Origin of the sequence: Salmonirosea aquatica (genome assembly GCF_009296315.1) — a bacterium.
GTDB lineage: Bacteria > Bacteroidota > Bacteroidia > Cytophagales > Spirosomataceae > Salmonirosea > Salmonirosea aquatica.
Genome location: NZ_WHLY01000002.1, coordinates 940,892 through 961,624, shown reverse-complemented (window position 1 = coordinate 961,624; position 20,733 = coordinate 940,892). Strand labels below are relative to the sequence as shown.

Genomic DNA, 20,733 nt, shown 5'->3' with positions numbered 1-20,733 from the left:
TTTACCCGAAAAAATATCTTCCCAAAACAGTGCCTGGCCACGACTTAGGTGTCGAAGCTATAATTTTTTAACAATAAATGCCTTTTTCTACTTGTAGATTACACACTTACCCTACCATAGGGTATAAAAAATAGGCCTGACCCTTATACCCGGACAGGTATCTGGAATCAGTTTTTTTTAAGATGTGTTCACATTTAGTATCGTAAATAGGTATGCAAAGACAAGCACAGGTTCAGCGCCAGACGCTGAAATACTCTCCCCTTCAAATCCAGATGCTTAATTTATTGCATCTGACCACCCTCGAACTTGAACACCGTATTAAGGAAGAAATGGAGGAAAATCCGGTACTTGAAGAGGGGAAAGACGAAGAAACGAAGGAAAAAGAAGAAGTCGAGGATTTTGCGGACAAGGGCGAAACCGTAGGAGTAGGGGACGATGAGGTACCTGCCATGCAGGATTACTACGACTGGGACGAGTTTCGTGATAACGACATACCCGACTATAAGACTTATTCCAACAATTATACCCCCGACGATGAATTGTATACTCGTCCCATGGTGGAAACCGTGTCGTTTCGGGATGAACTCAAAGAGCAAATCCATTTTCTAAAACTGGATGAACGGCAGGAATTGATCGCCGAATTTATTCTCGATTCGTTGGATGAGGATGGCTTTCTGCGTCGTGATTGTGACATTATTGCCGATGATATTTCATTTGCCAACAGTATTTTTATCGATGCTGGAGAGGTAGAGGCCATGTTGCGCGTAATCCAGCAGCTCGATCCGGCAGGAATTGCCGCCCGAGATCTGCGTGAAAGTCTGTTGATTCAACTCAATCGCCTGGGAGGGAATTCGACGGAGTGGAAACTGGCTCGCCAGATCGTGTCAGATACCTTCGATGAACTGGGTGCCCGGAATTACGACAAGATCATGCGCGTTCTTGAAATCTCCGAGGACCAATTAAAGGATGCCCTGCAGGTGATCGTATCCCTGAATCCTAAACCCGCCTCCGGGTTGCGAAACGATACTTCGATCAATGATAGTATCAAGCCCGATTTTCTGATGCGCTATCTGCCCGATGGCGACATCGAAGTACAGCTCGCCTGGGGTAATAGCCCGGCGCTGCGGATGAATCGGGTTTTTACGCAAATGGCGGTTGAAAAGAACGACCGTGCTACCAAGCAGTTTCTCAAGAATAAGATCAATTCGGCCAAATGGTTTATCGACGCCATCAAGCAGCGCGAAACCACCATGCTGAATACCATGAAAGCCATTGTCAAACTACAGTACGACTATTTTCAAACCGGAAATATCAAGAAACTTCGGCCTATGATTTTGAAAGATGTAGCCGAAATCATTGATATGGATATTTCGACAGTTTCCCGCGTCACGACAAACAAATATGTTCAAACACCTTTTGGCATTGTTTTGTTAAAGGATTTATTTACCGAAGGAGTGGCACGGGAAGATGGTACCGAAGTATCTAACCGGGCCATTCAGGAAGCCATACGTGAAATTGTAGAAGCCGAGGACAAAAGACATCCCCTTAATGATCAGCAAATTACTGATTTATTGGCCGAGCGAGACTATGTGGTAGCCCGGCGTACGGTGGCTAAGTACCGTGAGCAGTTGAGCATTCCTACTTCCAGATTGAGAGTTGAAATATGAAAAGAGTAGACCTACTCCCCAACCCTATAATTGAAACAACATTTTAATGGAAAAAATACTAGTAGTTGATGATGAGGGTGATATTTGCATGTTATTAAAGCGTTTTCTGACCAAAAATGGCTTTGAGGTGGAAACGGCCCAAAACGGGAAACGCGGACTATTGTTGGTCGACGAGTTTAAACCCGATCTGGTAATGACCGATTTCCGGCTTGGCGATTTGACAGGTTCGGAGTTGTTGGTGAGCATTAAGAAGAAACTTCCCCATGTGCCGGTGCTGATCATTACGGGCTACTCGGATATAAAAACCGCTATTAGCGTAATGAAGCAAGGGGCTTATGATTACATCACAAAGCCCCTGTTCCCTGACGAAATACTGGTAACGGTACGAAAGGCTCTGGCTGATGCGGGCGCCGATGCCGAAACATCCACTACTGAAACACGTAGTGGAGGAAATCGTAAAGCCGCTAAGACAGTGTCAGGGTACGTCATCGGCCAAAGTCAGGTTTCCGACGAACTATATCGTCAGATTGACCTGGTGGCCCCCACCAATTTCAGTGTTATTATCTATGGTGAAAGTGGGTCGGGCAAAGAGGCTATTGCACATGAAATACACAACCGTTCTCCGCGAAAAAACAAGCCGTTCGTCGCTATGGATTGTGGAGCGATCTCCAAAGAACTGGCTGGCAGCGAGCTTTTCGGTCATGAAAAGGGATCTTTTACGGGTGCGCTTCAGACTAAGATCGGGCATTTTGAAATGGCAAATGGAGGTACCCTGTTCCTCGATGAAGTTTCGAACCTCTCGTATGAAATCCAGATGGCTTTACTCCGTGTGGTTCAGGAACGTAAAGTACGCCGGATTGGGGGCAATAAAGAAATTGACCTCGATGTGCGGATCATCGTGGCCAGTAATGAGCGCCTCTTGGAATCGGCCCGCAAGGGGAAATTCCGGGAGGATTTATATTACCGTTTCAACGAATTCAGCATGGAGGTACCTGCACTTCGGGACCGTCGCGACGATCTGATGTTATTCGCCGAAGCTTTCCTGCAGGCGACCAATGAAGAATTGGGCAAAAACATCAAGGGCTTTACCGACGATGTGATCATGGACTTTATGACCTACGAATGGCCGGGTAATTTGCGTGAACTAAAGAACGTTATCAAAAGGTCGACGCTGCTTACGAATGGGGAATATATCGAAGAAAAAGCGCTTCCCTTTGAAATAGCCAATTTTCAAAAACTCAGGGAAATGGACGAAGAGTTTGGCACCTTACCTGCCCCTCAGCCTCAGGCAGACCTCGACCCAAACCCCAGCCTGAAAACCGTAGCGAATGAAGCAGAATATGATATGATTATGCAGGTACTCCGGCAGGTGAATTACAATAAAAGTAAAGCCGCCCGACTACTGAATATTGACCGTAAGACGCTTTATAACAAAATGAAGCAATTTGATATGCAATAGTAAATGGAGAGTGGAATGACTGATATTAAGAAAATATTTCATTCATTTGGAATCAACGACCTGCTGAATGCATCTACCAGTGGCCTTGTCCTTTTTAAGAAAGACCGGAGCCAGGAAAAAGATGTGGTGCGGTACATTTGCACGGTAGACAATGAATCGGCTCGGCGATTGACGGGCCAGAAATCATTGACGGGTCTTAGCTGGCAGCAGATGGTTGGTGAAGGTGCCGAAGTCGGAGATCCGCTGCTCTGTCCCGACATCGAGTTGCACTTCAAATCTCTGAATGTGTGGTGCCGCGCCAGTAATGTGGCTGTGGACGACAGTCATTTTATGTGTACCCTTACTGATATAACCCCCCGCAAAAAAACCGAAGAACGGGAAAGCAATGTACTCAGCATATTGACAGATGCCGAAGATAGCATGCGCTTCGGGAGTTGGATGTGGGATTTGGAGAGTGATACCAACGAGTGGTCGTCGGGGTTGTATTCTCTGTTGGGCTACAGTCCTGAACAGGTGACCGAAATACGAGCTTCTTATGATCTTTACCTGAGCCATGTGCATACCGATGACGCGGAAATCCTTCGCCACGCCGTCGAAGATTCTATCAGGAATCAGCGATCATTTAATGCAGAATATCGCATTAAAACTATATCGGGTCAGGAAAAGTACGTGATGAGCCGTGGCCAGTTCAGGGTGGGTGAGGGTGCGAAGCCCGCCATGTCGATTGGAAGTGTGTTTGATCTGACTTCAATTCGAAACATCCAGAATGAGCTGGAAAAGAAGGTAGACGAACTCAACCGTTCTAATTTTGATCTGGAACAGTTTGCTTATGTAGCCTCGCACGATTTACAGGAACCGCTACGAAAAATCGTTTCTTTTGGAGAAAGGCTAGAAAAACGAAGCCAGGGGGCGTTGGATGAAGAAATGGGCTTATACCTGGACCGTATTCTGAATGCTACCCGAAGAATGCAGGACATGATAAATAACCTGCTGGAATTTTCGCGGGTAGCACGCTCCAAGGAGGGTTTTGTGGCTACGGATCTGAATACAATCATAAGTGGTACACTGAGCGATCTGGAAATTGCTATTCAAAATAAAGATGCGGTTATTGCCATCGATGCGCTGCCTACACGGGTGGAGGTAATACCTACCCAGATGTCACAACTATTCAATAACCTGTTATCCAATTCCCTGAAGTTCACTCAGGAAGAACGGAAACCGGAAATTACCATCAAGTCGGATCGGCTCAGTAAATCCGACCAACTTAATTATGGCTTGCCAGCCCAAGGCGATTACGTGCGCATTACTTTTTCGGACAATGGGATAGGATTCGAAAACAACGATTCCAGCCGAATATTTACCCTTTTCCAACGTTTGCGAGGACGCTCAGAATTTGAGGGAGCGGGTATTGGCCTGGCAGTATGCAAGAAAGTTGTTGAAAATCACTCGGGCATCATCATGGCTTCTGGCAAATCGGGCCAGGGAGCTATATTCACCATCATATTGCCTCTCACTCAGTCTTAGCCTTCCGCCGATGATCTATCACTACTCATGTCCCAATTGAAGCCCCTCACTGTGTTGCTCGTCGACGACGACGAAGACGATTTTATCCTGACCAGCGCTTATTTTAAGGAACTTACCGGCTGGAACTTCAAATTGGATTGGTGTTCTACCTACGATAAGGCAGTTTCTAGCCTGACCCATTGCCGGCATGATGTATATATTTTCGATTACCTCCTGGGATCAAAATCCGGTCTGGATTTGATTCAAGAGGCTATCCGCCTGAATTGCCAGGAACCCATTATTCTACTTACTGGCAAAGGCGATGATAAGGTAGCCTTAGAAGCCCTGCGTATTGGAGCGGCAGACTATCTGATAAAAAGTGAGCTTGAGAAAACCCTGCTGGAGCGCAGCCTGCGTTATTCACTGGAAAGGGCCAAGGTCATTAAAGCGTTGCGGCAAAGTGAGCGCCGGTATCGTCGGGTGTTCGAAGAGTCACAGGACATGCTGTTTATCAGCGACCTGCGGGGGCATTTTCTGGATTTGAATTATTCTTCAAGTGCGATCACCGGCTTTTCAGAAGCGGAACTTACACAAAAGAATATTTTTGATTTTTTCGAGCCGGACGAGATTATGCCCATTTGGGAGGCTCTCCTGGAGGAAAAAGATATTCACGATCGGGAAGTTCGTTTTATCACAACTGAAGGAGAAAAAAAGTACGGTATACTCTCGGCGACGATTGAACATGACCAGGAGGCCGATTACGTTCAGGGTAGGTTGCATGATGTCACTGCCCAGCGGCAAACGGAACGTGAGCGGCTGTTCTCAGAGAAGTTGGCCGTTACCAGTCGACTGGTACGTATGTTGGCGCATGAAGTACGCAATCCGTTGACCAATGTCAATCTGTCGGCCGAGCAACTGGAATCGGAACTTGAAGATGAAGATCAAATTTTCTACATCGACATTATCAAGAGAAACTGTAATCGTATCAACGACCTCATTACGCAGCTTCTCCAATCGTCGCGCCCCAATGATTTTAGCCTTAGTCCCGGTTCACTTTATGACTTGCTCGACGAGACGCTGGCTTCAGCCATTGACCGGTTGCAGTTGAAAAAAATCAAAGTCGAAAAGTACTATGAAGATGGCGATGCCGAAATCATGATGAATGCCAACATGCTGAAAATAGCGGTGCTGAATCTGATTACCAATGCCATTGAAGCGATGGAGGAAGGACATGGCCTGCTTAAAATTACGACCCGTCGCACCGAACAGGACGTACAGGTACTTATCGCCGATAATGGTTCGGGAATCAGCGAAGAAAATATGACAAAGGTCTTCGAACCCTACTTTACGGGAAAGAAATCCGGTATGGGTATCGGCTTGGCCAGTACCCTCAATATTGTGCAATCGCACCGGGGCCGAATTGATGTCCAGTCCGAAGTAGGCGTCGGCACAGTGTTTACGCTGAGTTTCCCGCTGGAAATGACTGAACTCTCGCTGTGATTTTTTTCATCAGATTATAAATTCCCCGATTGAACTATGTGGAATCGTTGCCCCTAAAATGGGGCAATTTTTGTTTTTGGGAATCCCAAATGCATCGGGCATGAGGTTTGTTTCAACAAGAAGAAATTAACCTAAATGTCCACAGTATGGAAATGCTAATCTTCTTTTTCATCTCTTTGTTTGCTGGCATACTGGCCGCCTATTTTGTAGAGTACCACAGCCGCAAGCAGTCCAACCAGTACACCTATGGACGCAAGCAGGATCTAAAATCCATGGTCAACCACCTACAGAAAATATCGCGACAGTTTTAAACCCCTGAAGGTTTTCCGTTGCTAAAGGTACCCCTATAAGCCTTGGGACTCATGCCTTTGGCGCGACGGAAATATTCATTGAAATGTGAGAGGTTGTGGAATCCTGTCTCCTGACAAATTTCCCCAATCGGTTTGGAAGTAGTTAGTAGCAGGCGACAGGCATGCCGTATCCTGATTTCGTTAAGAAATGTAACGTAGGTTTTGCGGGTACGTAATTTAAAGAACCGGCAGAATGCCGACGGAGTCAGCGCTACCAAACTGGCTACTTCATCAATTGTAATAGGTCGATGACTCTCCCGGAACGTGAAGCCAATAATCCGGCTCATGCGTTCGTCTAATATCCCTTTCGAGAAATCCTTCCCTACTTGTAGGGAAAGAGGAATGAGATCTTCACTTTCACTCATAGACTTTAATAGAGTGAAACCCCCGATTAATTTTTCAATTCCCTGTAACCGAATCAACTCCCGGAGCAGGCTCCCGGCTTTTTGCCTTGAGGTACCTTCCAGCCTGAAACCACGCTTGGCTCCGGCCAGCCACTCTCGAATAGCCTGCAGCTCATGTGCCTCCCAAAACACGGTACCCGCATAGCTTTCATCAAAGAAAACGGATACGCTTTCTACACCTTGGTCCGAAGTATAGTAATGGCTATCGCATCTGAAGACATGGGGCATGTCCCGATCAATTACGAACACGTCTCCTGCCTTGAACCGCCCTACATAGTCGCCCGCCACCAGGGTACCCTCCCCATTCATGATTAGAGTGAATTGTAGTTCATCATGTATATGCAGTTGGTCATAAAAGAAAGAAAGGCATTCATGTTGTACCCGAAAAACCTCCCGTCCAACCTTGGGTATATGAAAAGAAATAGGTTTCACAGAGAAAATATATACGTGATAAAGGTGACTGTAAACTAAAATTGGTCAATATACCATTAGTTTTAACGAGTTTTCGTTCAAAATGCCATTTAAATGTCAGGTATTTTTGTAAACCGATAAACTTGTAACAAAATCCTATTCGACCCGCTCATGGCAATAACCTGGAAAGGGGTATTTCCCGCCCTCACGACCAAATTTACCGAAGACGATACCCTTGATTTGTCTACTTTCGATCTGAACCTGGAAGCCCAGCTATCCGCCGGGGTCGATGGAATTATCCTGGGTGGATCGCTGGGGGAAGCCAGTACCCTCAGCAATGAAGAAAAAGATGTTCTGGTAAAACATGCCGTAGAGAAGATAGCGGGCAAAATCCCGGTGGTACTGAATATTGCCGAAGCTTCCACCCGTGAAGCCGTCCGCATTGCTGAATCTGCAGCCGACCTGGGCGCGAGTGGCCTCATGCTACTTCCTCCTATGCGGTACAAGGCCGATGAGCGCGAGACAGTAGCCTATTTCAAGGCGATTGCGAAGTCCACTGCGCTACCCATTATGATTTACAACAATCCGGTCGACTACAAAATTGAAGTAACAGTCGATATGTTTGCTGAGCTCCTGGAATTGGATAACATTCAGGCTGTAAAGGAATCTACCCGCGATATTTCCAACGTAACCCGATTGCGCAACCGTTTTGGCGACCGCATCAGTATCCTTTGTGGGGTTGATACCTTGGCCATGGAAGAACTGGTGATGGGAGCAGATGGCTGGGTAGCCGGCTTGGTGTGTGCCTTTCCCCGCGAAACTGTAGCGGTGTATCGTTTGGTAAAAGCCGGAAGGCTCGACGAGGCCCGGGCTATCTACCGCTGGTTTATGCCCCTGCTTGAACTGGACCTTCATCCTAAACTGGTACAGTATATCAAACTGGCCGAAGCACATACAGAAATAGGTACCGAGCACGTCCGTCTGCCCCGTTTACCCCTGGTAGGTCAGGAGCGCGAGCGCGTGGAGACCATTATTCGGAAAGGTCTTGATACGCGTCCTGATTTACCCGAATACCTCAAACTATAACGGCCGTCCGGATTATGGTAGACCAGCATTTCTTCTGCATCGATGCCCATACCTGCGGCAATCCCGTGCGGGTAGTTACGGGAGGTGCCATTCCTCGACTGGAAGGTACCTCGATGAGCGAAAAACGTCTTCATTTTCTCCATGAGTACGACTGGATCCGTAAGGGACTAATGTTTGAGCCCCGGGGCCACGATATGATGTCGGGAAGTATCCTGTACCCCCCAATCGACCCGGCCAACGACGCCGCAGTGCTTTTTATTGAAACGTCCGGCTGTCTGCCCATGTGCGGGCATGGTACCATCGGTACCGTGACTGTGGCCATCGAGCAGGGGTTAGTGACGCCGAAGGTACCCGGCCGACTGCTGCTGGAAGTCCCGGCAGGAATTGTTACAGCAGAGTACCTTCAGGTAGGTAAGAAAGTAAGGTCCGTAAAAATAACCAACATCAAGTCCTACCTTGCGGCGGAAGGAATTGCGGTGGAGTGTCCCGACCTGGGTACCCTCAAGGTCGACGTATCGTATGGAGGTAATTTCTACGCTATTGTGGATGTGCAGCCTAATTTCCCCGGTTTGCAGCATTTCATGGGTGAGCAACTCATAGCCTGGGCGCGTGTACTTCGCGAACGGATTAATGAAAAGCATACATTTGTGCATCCTGAAAATCCTTCGATCCACGGTCTGAGCCACATTCTCTGGACCGGAGAAACGATTGATCCTACCTCTACGGCCCGAAATGCGGTATTCTACGGCGACAAAGCCATCGACCGCTCGCCCTGCGGTACGGGTACCTCGGCCCGCATGGCGCAATGGTACGCTCAGGGCAAACTGAAAAACGACGATGATTTCGTGCATGAAAGTATAATCGGCTCCAAGTTCATTGGTCGCATTGAAGCCGAAACCACATTGGCCGGAAAGCCCGCCATCATTCCCAGCATCGAGGGTTGGGCTATTATCCACGGCTACAATCACATCATCTTTGATCAGGACGATCCCTACGTTCATGGATTCCAGGTGATTTAGCGCTCGGGGTGTGAAAACTTTTGACACATGGGCTGGATACTTATAAAGACTAAACTACCTATATGAAAAGCGTCGGGATTGTTGGTGGAGGGATAAGCGGTTTGTTTTCAGCGTACTATTTGCTGGAGTATGGCTGTGAAGTCACCGTCATTGAGCAGGGGAGTTTTCAGGATGGATGCTCATTTGGTAATGCGGGTATGATTGTACCCAGTCATATTATTCCGTTGGCCCAGCCCGGCATGATTACCAAAGGCATGCGTTGGATGCTTAGTTATGAAAGTCCTTTCTATGTCAAACCCCGTTTGAACTGGGGCTTGATGAAATGGGGGTACCTCTTCTGGAAACACTCAACGGAAGCACACGTTCACAGGTCTATTCCGGTGCTACGTGACCTCAGCCTGCTTAGCCGGCAACTGTTCCAGGAATTGGCCATGCGCGGAGACTTTGATTTCGGCTGGCAGGAGAAAGGTCTTTTCATGCTTTTTAAAAATCAGGAAACTCGCCACGAAATGCAGGAAGAGGCCCATGTAGCCAACCGCGCAGGGATTGAGGCACAGGTACTATCGAGTCAGGAGGTACAGGCCATGGAACCCGATGTGCAAGTGAATGTGGAAGGGGCTGTGTACTACCCCGGCGATGCCCATATTTACCCCAATCAATTGATGGATGGCCTAGTGGCATATTTGAAAAATAAAGGTGTCCGATTTCTGGAAAACCATTCGGTGAAAGATTTTGCTGTACAGGGAAATTCCGTAAAATCTGTGGTCACTTCGGGAGGTACCTTCTCATACGATGAAATTGTGTTAGCAGCCGGAGCCTGGTCGCCCGAATTATCGGAGAAACTGGGTGTTTCGCTTCCCTTGCAAGGAGGGAAAGGATACAGTTTTTTTACCAGCGATTTGACTAATAATATCAGAATTCCCGCTATCATGTTGGAAGCCCGCGCTACAGCCACCCCCATGGGTGGCGGACTACGCTTTGCAGGTACCCTGGAAGTAGCCGGAACAGATCGGTCGGTGAATATGAGCCGGGTAAAAGGGATTCACAATTCAATCAACCAATACTATCCTGATCTGAAGGTACCTTTTCCAAAAGAGGCAGACGTATGGCGGGGGCTACGACCCTGTTCGCCGGACGGCTTACCCTACATCGGGCGTGCGGGGCGGTTTTCAAACGTCATACTCGCCACGGGCCACGGCATGATGGGAGTGAGCCTGGGACCCGCCACGGGAAAGCTGGTTTCGGAGCTGGTGACGAATCAGCCTACGAGCATGGCACTACCTGCGCTTGATCCTTTACGATTTTCTTAGTTGGGTAGGGTAGGGATAAGGTGCCAGATTTTCCTATTATTGATTAACTCAGTTTTCCTGCTCTTCATATATGGTATAAATGTATAGGTATACTATATAGTTTTTATGGTGAAAAAGAACGTTGTCTATCAACGAGATAAATAACACTAAAAGTTAAAAGTAAAATGAATACCAAAGCACCAATAAAAATAAGTAAGGCCTGCTTGGTACTCTTTACACATGATTTAATGGTAATAAAACCTATCACCAAGACTACTGAAAACAATAGGTCTGAAATAAAATATGAAAGACGCTCATTTAAAGCTAATGAGGGAATTTTTGAAAGCAGTATCATACAAATAAGGCATATAATAGCATTCGAAAATCCATTTGAAGGGGTAAACTTCATGATATAAAGAATTTGGCACGATAGTTATTTCTTAAAGATATACGTAATTTCCATAAAAAATTAATACCTATATAATTACACTTAATATGCAAAAAATCATACATTGAGTCTCACCCTTTGTAGCATATTTATTTCATTCAAACTAATCAGCACTAAAATAGCTGTTTTCTTATTGTTAACAGGAATCTTCCTCCTATAAGCACAATATAGTCGTCGGATGTTGAGGGTCTACATCAGGTGCTCACGACCCATCTGTTATCTTCAGAACTCAATGTTTCTAAAGCAGAACGGGGCGAAACATTTGGTTCGCCCCGTTCTGCTTTTAGAAAGACTAGATTTTTCCTTACGCCTCGGCCAGTTCCGGCTCCCGTTTCTCCTCAACGGGCGGTGCCACATAGTTGCGTGACATGTAGGAATATACTGCCGGTATAACAAAAAGCGTCAGAATCGTAGAGAATAGCATTCCGCCTACCACGGCGATACCCATCGAAACGCGGCTCTCTGAGCCCGCACCTAATGCCAAAGCAATAGGTAGGATACCCAGGATAGTACAGAGACTGGTCATCAGGATGGGCCGGAAACGCGACACGGCGGCTTCGATTGCGGCTTCGCCTTTGGGTAGTCCCTCTTCCTTACGTTGGTTCGCAAACTCCACGATCAGGATACCATTCTTAGTCACCAGACCTACCAGAACGATGATTCCGATCTGACTGAAAATATTCATCGTCTGTCCAAAATCCCAAAGCGAAATCAACGCCCCGCACACCGCCAAAGGTACCGTCAGGAGAATGATAATGGGATCGATAAAGCTTTCAAACTGAGCAGCTAGAATGAGAAAAATAAGTACGAGTGAAAGCACAAATGCGAAAAGCAGACTGTTGGAACTCTCCTTGAACTCGCGCGAGTTTCCATCCAATGCCGTAGTAAAGGTGTCATCCAATACCTCACGGCCGATCTGCTCCATCTCAGCGATGCCTTCGCCCAAAGTCACACCTTTGGCGGGGTTGGCTGATATGGTGGCCGATATATACCGATTAAAGCGCAACAGCTGGGGCGGCGAACTTTGCTCGGTTAACTTCACCAGGTTATCCATTTGAATCAGTTCACCACTTCTACTTTTAATGTACAGCGATTTTAGGTCCAGCAGGTCGTTCCGGTCGGAGCGTTCGATCTGGCCGATCACCTGGTATTGCTTTCCATCCTGGATAAAATATCCAAATCGGCGGCCGCTCAGGCCTAGTTGCAACGTTTGTCCCACATCCTGGATCGAAACGCCTAGACTTTGGGCTTTTTCGCGGTCGATCTCAACCCGAATTTCGGGCTTCGTGAATTTCAGGTTGGCATCGACCCCTTCCAGTTTAGGATTAGATTGTGCTTTTTCAAGGACCTTGGGAAGGTACTCCTTCAACTTTTCAAAATTAGGTGCCTGAATTACGTATTGGATAGGCTGGCCCCGCGAACGACCCGCGTTGATGGTCTGATCTTGCGAAACGATGGTACGGGCGCCCGAAAACTTTTTCAATTTGGCCGTCAGATCATCCACGATTTGTTGCTGCGAACGGGTACGCTTGTCAGGTGTGGTGAGCGTCAATCTTGTATAACCCGAGTTGGTAGCCGATGATCCAAAGCCTGGGGACGTGATTGTTACGACACCATCACGCTCATTGGGGGCAAGCTCATCGTATACAAACTGCCCGACTTCATCCATGTATTTCTGCATGTACTCAAAGGTAGCTCCTTCCTGCGCTGTGCTGTTGATCCGAATATTACTCCGGTCCTCCAGAGGTGCTAATTCAGAAGGGAGCCGCTTACCAGTCAACAGATAGTAGCTGATTCCCACGAAACCGAGCATCAGTACCCAGGCCATCCAGCGGTAGCGCATGAACGTTACGAGTGCTGCCTCATATCCATCGGTAAGCCAGGTAAAGAAAGGTTCGGTTTTTCGATACAGCCAGGGCTGCCGTTGCCGGGTTTTCAGGATTCGTGAACTCAGCATGGGCGTCAAAGTCAAAGAAACAAAAGCCGAAATGATTACGGCACCGGCCACCACAATTCCAAACTCCCGGAAAAGTTGTCCGGTAACGCCTTCCAGAAAGATGACGGGCAGAAACACCGCCGCCAGAGTTATGGTGGTCGAAATTACAGCAAAATATATTTCACGCGAACCGGCAAAAGAAGCCTGAATGGGATCCATTCCTTCTTCAATTTTGGCGTAGATGTTTTCCAGTACCACAATAGCATCATCTACCACAAGCCCGATGGCCAGTACAATTCCCAGCAGAGTCAATACATTGATCGAAAAGCCGAACAGGTACATGATGAAAAACGTCCCGATCAGCGAAATCGGAATGGCGGTCAGCGGTATTAGTGTGGAACGCCAGTCGCGGAGGAAAATGAATATGATGAGAGCCACCAGAAAAAAGGCGATCACAATAGTTTCCTCTACCTCGGAAATGGAGGCTTTTACAAATTTTGTATAGTCGCTTCCCAGCTCTACAATGACGTCAGGCGGCAGATCTTTCTTAATCTGGTCCAGCTTTTTGTTCAGATCGCTGACAATACTGATATGGTTGGCTCCCGGTTGTGGTATCACCGCCACCGCTACCATAGGTACACCATCCCGTTTGAAGGCCGTCCGTTCGTTTTCGGGTGCCAATTCGGCTCTCCCTACGTCTTTGAAGCGAACGATCCGGTTGGCTTCTTCCTTGATGATCATGTTGTCGAAATCCTCAACCGTTCGCAGCCGACCCAGGGTACGTACGGTGAGTTCCATATTCTGGCCCTCGATGCTGCCGGAGGGAAGTTCCACATTTTGCCGGGCCAGCGCCGACGAGATGTCAATGGAAGTGAGGCGGTAGGCCGCCATCTTGGCGGGATCGATTCGCAGGCGCATGGAGTATTTTTTCTCTCCCCAAATCTGTACACTGCTGACTCCGGTTACGGTCTGGAATTTTTCCTTGAACTGCCGGGTGACAATGTCATTCAGATCGAGTAGGGGACGGGTTGCACTCTGTACATTGATGAACCAGATAGGGGAAGCATCAGCGTCGGCCTTGGATACATTGGGGGGTTCGACATCGGGAGGCAAGTTGCGTTGTGCACCCGAAACCCGGTCGCGCACATCATTGGCAGCGGCTTCCATGTCGACACCCAGATTGAACTCTACCGTGATACTGCTGCGACCGTCGCGACTGGAGGAGGAAAGAGTACGAATGCCGGCAATACCATTGATCGACTCTTCCAGCGGTTCGGTAATTTGGGATTCAATGATTTCGGCATTGGCCCCGGTATAGGTAGTGCTCACGTTGACCACCGGCGGATCGACGCTTGGGAATTCCCGCACTCCCAGGTACAGAAAGCCAATGACCCCAAAGAGAATGAGGACAAGCGACATCACAATGGCCAATACAGGCCGCTTAATGCTTACTTCCGATAGACTTGCCATGTGTTAGTTAAGACCGGGTCGCCGGTACGATTGACAGTTGAAAATTGACAATGATAGGGGCAGAGGGAAGTGATTGTAGTAATGCTATCAATGTACAGCTATTAGATATTTTTTATAAGCTAGACTTGGCGCCCACGCCTGTGGTACCCGCATTGACTACGTTCCGGATTTCGACGGGACCGTCGGGTTTTACCTGCAAAATACCGGTTGTAATGAGTGTATCACCCGCCGAAAGGCCTTTGGTGATTTCCATGTCGAACTCGCCCCGCATACCTACATCCACCGAACGGGGGGTAGCTTTGCCTGATTTGACTAAAAATACCTTATGACCATTTTCTTCCGGGATAATGGCTTCATTAGGAACCGTAATGGCGGTACCCCTCGATCCGATAATTAACTCGATCCGGGCAAAAGCACCGGGCAGTAGTGAACCATTGCCATTTGGGCTGGTAGCCCGCATTTGTAAGGTACGGGTTTGAGGGTCTATCTTAGGATCTACGGCGTACACACGTCCCGAATATTCGGCATCCGAGCTTTCAGTGGTATACTTTATGGTACTTCCCGCTTTGATCCGGTCCGAATATTTGGCAGGTACCGAAAATTCTACTTTGGCAGGATTGGTGTTGGTCAGGGTACTGATTCGGGATGTGGGGGTAATATAGCTACCTTCACTTACGTACCGGAGTCCAAGTCGCCCGCTAAAAGGAGCCCGAATGGTAGCCTTGGCCAGCTGGGCTTTTATGTTTTCGATGTCGGCCTCGTTTGTTTTTACGGTAGTAAGGCTGATGTCGTATTCCCGCTGGCTGATCGCTTCTTTTTCCAGCAGTTGGCGTTGCCGGTATTCATTATCTTCCGAGAGTTTTTTGCCGTATTCCAGTTTTTTCAGCTGAGCCTGCAAATCGTCATCGTTAATTTTTAACAGGACGGTACCCTTCTGAACATACTGTCCTTCCTTGAAATATAGATTGGTAATCTTACCTGATATTTCGCTTCTTATCTCGACTTCTTCGTTGGCGAGTACGGTACCAGTCGTCTTTACAATATCGTTCAGGGCTGCTGGTTCTACTACCATCACAGAGACGACCGTTTTACCCCCTCCGCCTGCCTTAGGGCCCTTTTCAGCTTCTTCCGGTTTGTTAGAAGTAGCCAGGTACTCTTTTATACGAGGATAAAAGGCCAACCCTATTAGAAAAACAATAATTAGGGCGGTAATGAGGCGTTTTGTTGTTTTATTCATGGAAAAGTGGGTGAAACACAGAATCGGAAAACAAATTTAACGCATTCCTCGTCTGAACAAGCACGAATGGGTAGAAGTTTGTGAATGAACCAAATTATAACGAAACAGCTCATAAAAAATGCCCGGCTTTGCCGGGCATTTTTTATTGTATGCTTTAAGAAAATTACTTATCCCACCAAACGGGAGTATACTGAGTATCCGCTCCCTGACGAGCAATCACGGCGTTGTAGTTATCCTTATTCAGAGTGAACTCTGTAGTAGGATACGCAGTGCGTACAGGAATATCCGTACCACCGTTCAGTGTGGTAGGAGCGGGGGTCAGCTTAGGAAAGCCGATCCGCCGCCACGAATCCCACGCCTCGGTACCCTGGAAAAAGAGGGCGATCCAGCGCTGCGTACCGATCCGCTCGAGTGCATTGGCCGCTGAGTAGGCTACATCGGGTTGAGCAATGTAGGCCGTATAGGCGTCCTCCGTGTAGGAAGCACCCATCCACTGTTGCAGTGAAGCTTTAACGGCTGCTTCGTACAGTGTCTTGGCATCGTCCGTGATCCAGCCCCGCTGGGCGGCTTCAGCCTGGGCAAACAAAATCTGAGCATAGGTCAGGATGTTGATCGGTGCGGTTTGTGCGCTCAGGGTAGGAGCTACCAGTGAAATGTCCTGTGCTTTCCAGGTAACAGGGAATACGCCGTAAGGTACCCCACGATACTCGCCCAGGATATTCTTGGAAGCCATGAAAGGCAAACGGGGATCGTTTACTTTCTTCAGATAATCCACATAGGTACTGCTGACCGCGAAATCCTTCCGGTTGTTGGTCTGGTAGTTGTTGTACAGCGGATTCTCGTTATTCAGATCGCTCAGGTACTTGTATTGTACATTGTCGGCATTGGAGGTAAATACTCCGTCAGCCAGAGCTGATTTAAATTCAGCGGCTCCCTTTGCGGCGTCTGCTTCGGAAATGCGAAGAGCAGCAACCAGGCGCAATGAATTGGCAAACTTCTTCCAGCGGGCAATGTTGCCGTTCAGAATAATTTCACCTTTCACCGTAGGGCCATTGTCAAACTGTGCAACCGCTTCTTTCCACTCCTTGAACAGATCATTGTAAATGTCCTGCTGCTTGTCGAAAGCGGGCGAGAAGTTTTCCTGTCCCTTGAGTGCTTCGGTATAGGGTATATCACCCCAGCGGTCGGTAATCCACTGATAAAAATAGGCTTTCAGAATCCGGGCCGTGGCAATCTGATTGGCATTGGATCCAAAAGCGGCGGCAGCCGTTTTGGTCTCATCATTGGTATTCAGATTGATGATCTGCTGCAAGCTGTTCAGTGGACCAGTATACCAGCCGCTGTAGTTGAAGTTGATCGTTTTGTAGCGTGAGTCTTCAATATAAGTCACGTCTGACAAGTGTTGCACATAGAGTGCAGGAGCGCTGTTAGCACCGCCTGGCCCTACCTGGCCGTTGATGGCACCGACGTTACGTTCCGCGCCGGTCAGCAAGCTGGCCGCGTTAGGTACCGACGGGTTATTGGGGTTCACATTCATGTCCCCGAAGTCATTACATCCCACCACCGTTACCAGGGCAAAGGAGGCAATGGCTGCTTTAAACCATAGCTTTTTCATATATATTGTATTTGGTCAATTTAGAATTTAATTTTTAACTACTGTTGGAGTGGATTAGAAACCAAGACGTACGTTAACACCCATGGAACGTACAGGAGGCAACTGACCACCTTCGTACCAGAGGGTTTCGGTCTCAGTAATGTCGATTCCACCACCTACAGCGCTGTAAATCAGCAACAGGTTACGACCGATCAGCGATACGTTGGCCGATTTGATGAACTTACCCAGTACACGCTTGGGCAGGTTATAGCCCAGGGCTACTTCGCGAAGTTTGACGTACGTTTTATTGTAGATATACTCCTCATTCAGTGCGAACAACCAGTTCTCGTACAGGTTCTGCGTATCGACACGGTACGTGTTGGGCTGACCGTCCTCGGTAACAGCGTCCAAAATCACACCACCGCCATTAGCCGGATCGTCACGCTTAGGATTGCCTAGCTCATTCAAACCTGCCGTTTCAGCGCCAAGACCTGAATAATTGTTGAACATCTTGGTAGTGGAGAAGAATTTGCCACCTACAACGAAGTCGGTATTGATTCGCAGCGTGATGTCATTATACTTGAATGTATTCAGCAATCCACCTTTGAACTTAGGCAGTACTGAGCCCAGGTTTACATTATTCTCTTTCACGTAAAGTCCAGCGATACCGCTTTCGATGTTCTCAGCCGTTGGTGAATACACTACCCGGTTGCCATTGGCGTCTTTCTTGATGCCTTGGCCTATCAGGGTACCCCAGGGAAGTGCATCGCCGTTGTCCCCAATGCGGGCATTGAGCGTAAGTGTACGCCACTGCGGACCGTCGATTTGGTAGTTTTGCTGACCTTCGGCCAATTCTACTACCTCCGAACGGTTACGGTCTGCGTTCAGGTCGATTTGCCAGGAGAAGCTGCTGGTTTCTACTGGGGTAGCTGAGATGTGCAATTCCAAACCCGATGTCTTGATCAAGCCGGCATTAACGATAGCATTACTAAATCCGCTGGTAGGGGCTACTGCCAATGGAATAATCTGGTTGCGGTTGTTATTTTGGTAAGCGGTAAATTCAACGCCTAATACATTGTTAAACAACCTCAAATCAATTCCTGCTTCGTACGATGAAGAAAGACCTGGCTTCAGATTAGCGTTAGGAAGCTGGCTGGGAAGGTAAGATAACGAATTGCCACCGTAGGTGAAGGTGCCAACCGTATATGTCAAAGCAGTGCGGTAAGGATCTACATCTGTACCTACCTGAGCATACCCAGCCCGGATCTTACCGAAAGAAAGGATATTGTTGCGAGGAATGAACTCAGTGAATACCACGCTACCCGAAACGGAAGGATACAGGTACGAATTATTGGCTTTAGGCAGCGTTGAAGACCAGTCGTTCCGGATAGATCCTTCCACAAACACAAAATCTTTAAAGCCCAGGCTTACATTGCCAAAGAGGCTATTGACCCGACGCTCATATAGATAGTTTTGTGAGATGGCAGGATTTACAGAGGCACCGATGGCGTAGAATCCTGGGGAAGTTAAGCCTCCTACGGTAGATTGGAAGGTACCTTCCGTGCGGTTGTAGCGGATGTTACCGCCAGCGTTGGCCACCAGGGAGAAATTTTCAAAATCCTGATTGTAGCTTAACAAGCCTTCGTAGTTGTTTTCCAACTGTAAGCCAGTTAGGTAGGCAAATCCCCCCTTACCCCCTTCATTAAGGGTACCTGCGGCAATGCGGCCTTGATTGACGTACGAACCGTAATCACGACGTACCTTGGCCGAAGCCGTCAGATTGTCTAGAATTTTGTACGTTAAACCAATGTCTCCGAACAACCGTTGCTGGCGAGCCAGATTGGTATTCTCATATACCTGAGTGTAAGGGCTGTCCCAGTACTTGGGCTTGGGGTCAAGAGGACCACCGATATTCCAGCTACGGAACGTACCGTCGGCGTTCTTATAATCACGTAAATCCTCGATACGCAACTGGCGCTGGAACCACTGGTTGAAAGAACCGATCGTCTGGTTGAAGCCGCTCAGGGTTGAGCTTCCGACACCAAACAGTGAATTGCTGGTCCCCGTTCCGCCCGAAGATCCGTAACGGTCGGCAGGGATATTGTTATTTTTAGTAGAAGTGTAGTTAATGTTCAGATCAGCGATCAGCCTTTTTGAGAATGAAATAGAGTTTTTTGCCGATACATAGTCCTTGGTTTGGCTACTGTTAGGTACTATACCATTGTTGATGATGTGCGTGTACGAAATACGGCTATTGTAAAACTCGCCGCCCCGCGCAAAAGCAATGTTGGTGTTGCTACTTACAGGCTTTTCAAAGAAATCCCGTACGTTGTTGGGTTGGGCTTCGTAAGGAGTCTGTATCCCAAACTTAGGCGTTCCCGGAACCCAGGAAGCGGCTGAGCGGTGGGGTTGTCCATCCAGCTTAGGACCCCAGCTTTCGTCAGCGGAGTAGTCCAGAATACGTTGACCGTCGAATGCAGCCCAGTCGGCAGGGTGGATGGCCGGATTAAATTGGAATGTGTCAAAATCCTGCGAATAGCCACCGCCGTACTCATTCTGATAGTCGGGCAACAGTGCTACCATGTCCAGAGTAGAGCTGTGGTTGACATTCAGGCTGGTTTCGCCCGCTTTGGCCCGCTTGGTCGTGATTACGATTACGCCCGCCGAAGCACGGTTTCCATACAGTGCCGTCGCCGAAGGACCTTTCAAAACTGTCAAGGCCTCTACATCGTCCATGTTTACCTGGCTGATGTCCGTGGGAGTACCATCTACCACGTAGAGGGGATCACTGCCCGTCAACGAGTTGATACCCCGGATACGGATAGAAGGTGTACCGAACTTGGCACCTGATTGACCAAGTACCTGTACCCCGGCCACTTTACCGGCCAATGCATTGGCTACATTGGGATCACGGGCTACAGTCAGGTTTTCACCTTTTACTTCCTGCACCGAATAGCCCAGTGCTTTCTTATCACGTGAAATACCAAGTGCCGTTACCACGACTTCCTGTAATTGGTTGACGTCGGTTGTGAGTGAGACGTTGATGGTGGATTGGTTGCCGACCGGAACTTCAGTGTTCTGAAATCCGATAAAGCTGTAAACCAACGTTGCAGTTGATGAAGCGGCGATCTGGTACATACCTTCGCCATTAGTGGTGGTACCGCGGGTGGTACCTTTGACCGAGATGTTGACGCCCGGTAGCACCGAGCCATCCTCTGCCGTTACTTTACCGGTAACGGTTCGATCTTGCGCAATTGCCTGTGTTCCGATCAGAAACAGGCATCCCAAGAATAGTCCTAAAAACTTCCTCATACGATTAGGTTATGTGATTGATGAAATTATTAAAGTTGCAAAGGTAAT

The 20,733-nt window shown here is 48.1% G+C and carries 14 protein-coding genes; 9 read left to right on the top strand and 5 right to left on the bottom strand.

The features are described from left to right. Positions 1-212: 212 nt before the first annotated feature. The 5 genes from rpoN to GBK04_RS30340 all read left to right on the top strand — a co-directional run bounded on the left by rpoN (position 213) and on the right by GBK04_RS30340 (position 6,440). The gene (rpoN, locus tag GBK04_RS05110) at positions 213-1,667 is read left to right on the top strand and encodes an RNA polymerase factor sigma-54 (protein WP_152757457.1); all 1,455 of its coding nucleotides are present in this window, start codon (positions 213-215) and stop codon (positions 1,665-1,667) included. 46 nt (positions 1,668-1,713) lie between these two features. Further along, the gene (locus GBK04_RS05105) at positions 1,714-3,126 is read left to right on the top strand and encodes a sigma-54-dependent transcriptional regulator (RefSeq protein ID WP_152757455.1); all 1,413 of its coding nucleotides are present in this window, start codon (positions 1,714-1,716) and stop codon (positions 3,124-3,126) included. A gap of 15 nt (positions 3,127-3,141) precedes the next feature. Next, positions 3,142-4,650: a sensor histidine kinase gene (locus tag GBK04_RS05100; protein WP_373330726.1), complete on the top strand. Its 1,509-nt coding sequence runs from the start codon at positions 3,142-3,144 to the stop codon at positions 4,648-4,650. Between the two features lie 27 nt (positions 4,651-4,677). Further along, positions 4,678-6,129, top strand: coding sequence for a hybrid sensor histidine kinase/response regulator (locus GBK04_RS05095; RefSeq protein ID WP_152757451.1), 1,452 nt, complete (start codon positions 4,678-4,680; stop codon positions 6,127-6,129). 146 nt (positions 6,130-6,275) lie between these two features. Next, positions 6,276-6,440: a hypothetical protein gene (locus tag GBK04_RS30340; RefSeq protein ID WP_373330725.1), complete on the top strand. Its 165-nt coding sequence runs from the start codon at positions 6,276-6,278 to the stop codon at positions 6,438-6,440. Here GBK04_RS30340 and GBK04_RS05090 read toward each other — a convergent pair. Next, a complete protein-coding gene (locus GBK04_RS05090; protein ID WP_373330724.1) occupies positions 6,437-7,315 on the bottom strand; it encodes an AraC family transcriptional regulator in 879 nt (292 codons plus the stop codon). The genes GBK04_RS30340 and GBK04_RS05090 overlap by 4 nt on opposite strands. A gap of 156 nt (positions 7,316-7,471) precedes the next feature. On the opposite strand from GBK04_RS05090, the gene GBK04_RS05085 reads away from it, so the two are divergent. From GBK04_RS05085 to GBK04_RS05070, 4 genes are all read left to right on the top strand, one after another. Beyond that, positions 7,472-8,380, top strand: a complete 909-nt coding sequence (locus tag GBK04_RS05085) for a dihydrodipicolinate synthase family protein (RefSeq protein WP_373331439.1) — start codon at positions 7,472-7,474, stop codon at positions 8,378-8,380. A 14-nt stretch (positions 8,381-8,394) separates the two neighbouring features. Beyond that, on the top strand, positions 8,395-9,399 hold the full coding sequence (locus tag GBK04_RS05080; RefSeq protein ID WP_152757447.1) for a 4-hydroxyproline epimerase: 1,005 nt from the start codon (positions 8,395-8,397) through the stop codon (positions 9,397-9,399). A gap of 62 nt (positions 9,400-9,461) precedes the next feature. Continuing rightward, entirely contained in the window at positions 9,462-10,709 is a 1,248-nt protein-coding gene (locus tag GBK04_RS05075) for an NAD(P)/FAD-dependent oxidoreductase (protein ID WP_152757445.1), read from the top strand. A 164-nt stretch (positions 10,710-10,873) separates the two neighbouring features. After that, positions 10,874-11,104: a hypothetical protein gene (locus tag GBK04_RS05070; RefSeq protein WP_152757443.1), complete on the top strand. Its 231-nt coding sequence runs from the start codon at positions 10,874-10,876 to the stop codon at positions 11,102-11,104. A 336-nt stretch (positions 11,105-11,440) separates the two neighbouring features. On the opposite strand, the gene GBK04_RS05065 is transcribed toward GBK04_RS05070, so the two are convergent. The 4 genes from GBK04_RS05065 to GBK04_RS05050 all read right to left on the bottom strand — a co-directional run bounded on the left by GBK04_RS05065 (position 11,441) and on the right by GBK04_RS05050 (position 20,685). Next, entirely contained in the window at positions 11,441-14,542 is a 3,102-nt protein-coding gene (locus tag GBK04_RS05065) for an efflux RND transporter permease subunit (RefSeq protein WP_152757441.1), read from the bottom strand. A gap of 112 nt (positions 14,543-14,654) precedes the next feature. Beyond that, positions 14,655-15,779: an efflux RND transporter periplasmic adaptor subunit gene (locus GBK04_RS05060; protein ID WP_152757439.1), complete on the bottom strand. Its 1,125-nt coding sequence runs from the start codon at positions 15,777-15,779 to the stop codon at positions 14,655-14,657. Positions 15,780-15,942: 163 nt separating this feature from the next. Beyond that, positions 15,943-17,394 (bottom strand): SusD/RagB family nutrient-binding outer membrane lipoprotein, encoded by a 1,452-nt coding sequence (locus tag GBK04_RS05055; RefSeq protein WP_152757437.1) that lies wholly within the window; start codon positions 17,392-17,394, stop codon positions 15,943-15,945. 54 nt (positions 17,395-17,448) lie between these two features. Beyond that, entirely contained in the window at positions 17,449-20,685 is a 3,237-nt protein-coding gene (locus GBK04_RS05050) for a SusC/RagA family TonB-linked outer membrane protein (RefSeq protein ID WP_152757435.1), read from the bottom strand. Between the last annotated feature and the right edge of the window lie 48 nt (positions 20,686-20,733).

Bases quoted from the DNA above. Each gene is read 5' to 3' on its own strand.
- rpoN (WP_152757457.1), top strand. From the start codon at position 213: ATGCAAAGACAAGCACAGGTTCAGCGCCAGACGCTGAAATACTCTCCC.
- GBK04_RS05105 (WP_152757455.1), top strand. From the start codon at position 1,714: ATGGAAAAAATACTAGTAGTTGATGATGAGGGTGATATTTGCATGTTA.
- GBK04_RS05100 (WP_373330726.1), top strand. From the start codon at position 3,142: ATGACTGATATTAAGAAAATATTTCATTCATTTGGAATCAACGACCTG.
- GBK04_RS05095 (WP_152757451.1), top strand. From the start codon at position 4,678: ATGTCCCAATTGAAGCCCCTCACTGTGTTGCTCGTCGACGACGACGAA.
- GBK04_RS30340 (WP_373330725.1), top strand. From the start codon at position 6,276: ATGGAAATGCTAATCTTCTTTTTCATCTCTTTGTTTGCTGGCATACTG.
- GBK04_RS05080 (WP_152757447.1), top strand. From the start codon at position 8,395: ATGGTAGACCAGCATTTCTTCTGCATCGATGCCCATACCTGCGGCAAT.
- GBK04_RS05075 (WP_152757445.1), top strand. From the start codon at position 9,462: ATGAAAAGCGTCGGGATTGTTGGTGGAGGGATAAGCGGTTTGTTTTCA.
- GBK04_RS05070 (WP_152757443.1), top strand. From the start codon at position 10,874: ATGAATACCAAAGCACCAATAAAAATAAGTAAGGCCTGCTTGGTACTC.
- GBK04_RS05065 (WP_152757441.1), bottom strand. From the start codon at position 14,542: ATGGCAAGTCTATCGGAAGTAAGCATTAAGCGGCCTGTATTGGCCATT.
- GBK04_RS05060 (WP_152757439.1), bottom strand. From the start codon at position 15,779: ATGAATAAAACAACAAAACGCCTCATTACCGCCCTAATTATTGTTTTT.
- GBK04_RS05055 (WP_152757437.1), bottom strand. From the start codon at position 17,394: ATGAAAAAGCTATGGTTTAAAGCAGCCATTGCCTCCTTTGCCCTGGTA.
- GBK04_RS05050 (WP_152757435.1), bottom strand. From the start codon at position 20,685: ATGAGGAAGTTTTTAGGACTATTCTTGGGATGCCTGTTTCTGATCGGA.